Below are 1,250 nucleotides of genomic sequence, written 5' to 3'. Positions count from 1 at the left end.
TGCCGCCTGCCGTCGGGCGGCCTGCCCCAGCGCGCGGGGCAGCAGCGCCATGACCTCCGCCGGGCTGCGCGCCGTCAGAACCGCGCGGCGCACGTCGGCGGGTGTGCCACAACCGTCCATGTACCAGCCAAGGTGTTTGCGCGCGACCCGCAGCCCCAGATCCGCTCCGTAGAAAGACAGAATGTCTTCGTAATGGCCCGCGACGATATTCACCAGCGCGGCACCTTCGGGCACCACGGGCGCCGGCGTGCCAAAGAGATCGCGCGCGATTTCGGCCAGCAGCCAGGGGCGCCCCCGCGCCCCGCGCCCCACCATGATCCCGTCGGCCTGCGACGCCGCCATCGCCTGTCGGGCCGTGATGCTGTCGGTGATGTCGCCATTGGCGATGAGCGGGATGGAGACCGCCGCGCGCACCTCCGCGATGGCGGCCCAGTCGGCGGTGCCCTTGTAGAATTGGCAGCGCGTGCGACCATGCACCGTGATCATGCGGATCCCCGCCGATTCGGCCCTGCGGGCGATCTGCGCGGCATTGCGACTGTCGTCATCCCAGCCGAGCCGGGTCTTGAGCGTCACCGGCACATCGACCGCGCCCACCACCGCCTCAATGAGCCGCAGCGCGTGATCGGGCGCGCGCATCAGGGCAGAGCCGGAATAGCCCTGCGTTACTTTCTTGGCGGGACAGCCCATGTTGATGTCGATAAGCCGGGCGCCCTGCCCCGCGATCCGCCGCGCGGCTTCGGCCATCACCTCCGCCTCGCAGCCCGCGATCTGGACCGACGTCCCCTCGACCCCCAGCCCCAATTCGGCTTTCTCCCGCGTGCCGGGCCGCGCGCAGAGAAGCTCCCGGCTGGCGACCATTTCCGACACCACGAGCCCGGCGCCGAAGGACGCCACCAGCTTGCGGTACGGCAGATCGGTGATTCCGGCCATCGGGGCCAGAAGCACCGGCGGCGCGATGGGAACGGGAAACGCGGGGGCGGTCAAATGCCTAATCCTTGTGCAGTTGTCCTTGGCATATCCTGTCATGGTCCAAGTCTCAACGCTGCAGCGCCGCTTTACGGGGCCTGCCGGGACCGTTTGCCTAAAAAACAGGCAACACGCCCTGCCGATTGCGCCCCGCACGGGCATTGCCTAGACAGTCGCCATGACGACGACGATTTTCTCATGACAACCTCTGCCCTGATCGTGGCCGCCGGGCGCGGTGTGCGCGCGGGCGGTGGCGTGCCCAAACAATGGCGGCCCCTCGGCGG

General features: G+C 69.0%; 1 protein-coding gene and 1 pseudogene. One reads left to right on the top strand and one right to left on the bottom strand.

Going from position 1 to position 1,250, the window contains the following annotated elements; all coding sequences use genetic code 11:
* Positions 1–1,026: tRNA dihydrouridine synthase DusB (gene dusB / locus A3728_RS11850; protein WP_082851093.1), on the bottom strand; the 1,026-nt coding region annotated here is incomplete at its 3' end.
* 138 nt (positions 1,027–1,164) lie between these two features.
* Between dusB and A3728_RS22775 the strand changes: the two are divergent.
* A pseudogene (locus A3728_RS22775) lies at positions 1,165–1,250 on the top strand (2-C-methyl-D-erythritol 4-phosphate cytidylyltransferase); the annotation flags it as partial.

Source organism: Sulfitobacter sp. HI0040, assembly GCF_001634885.1.
Lineage (GTDB): Bacteria > Pseudomonadota > Alphaproteobacteria > Rhodobacterales > Rhodobacteraceae > Sulfitobacter.
This window is presented reverse-complemented; position numbering and strand designations above follow the sequence as displayed.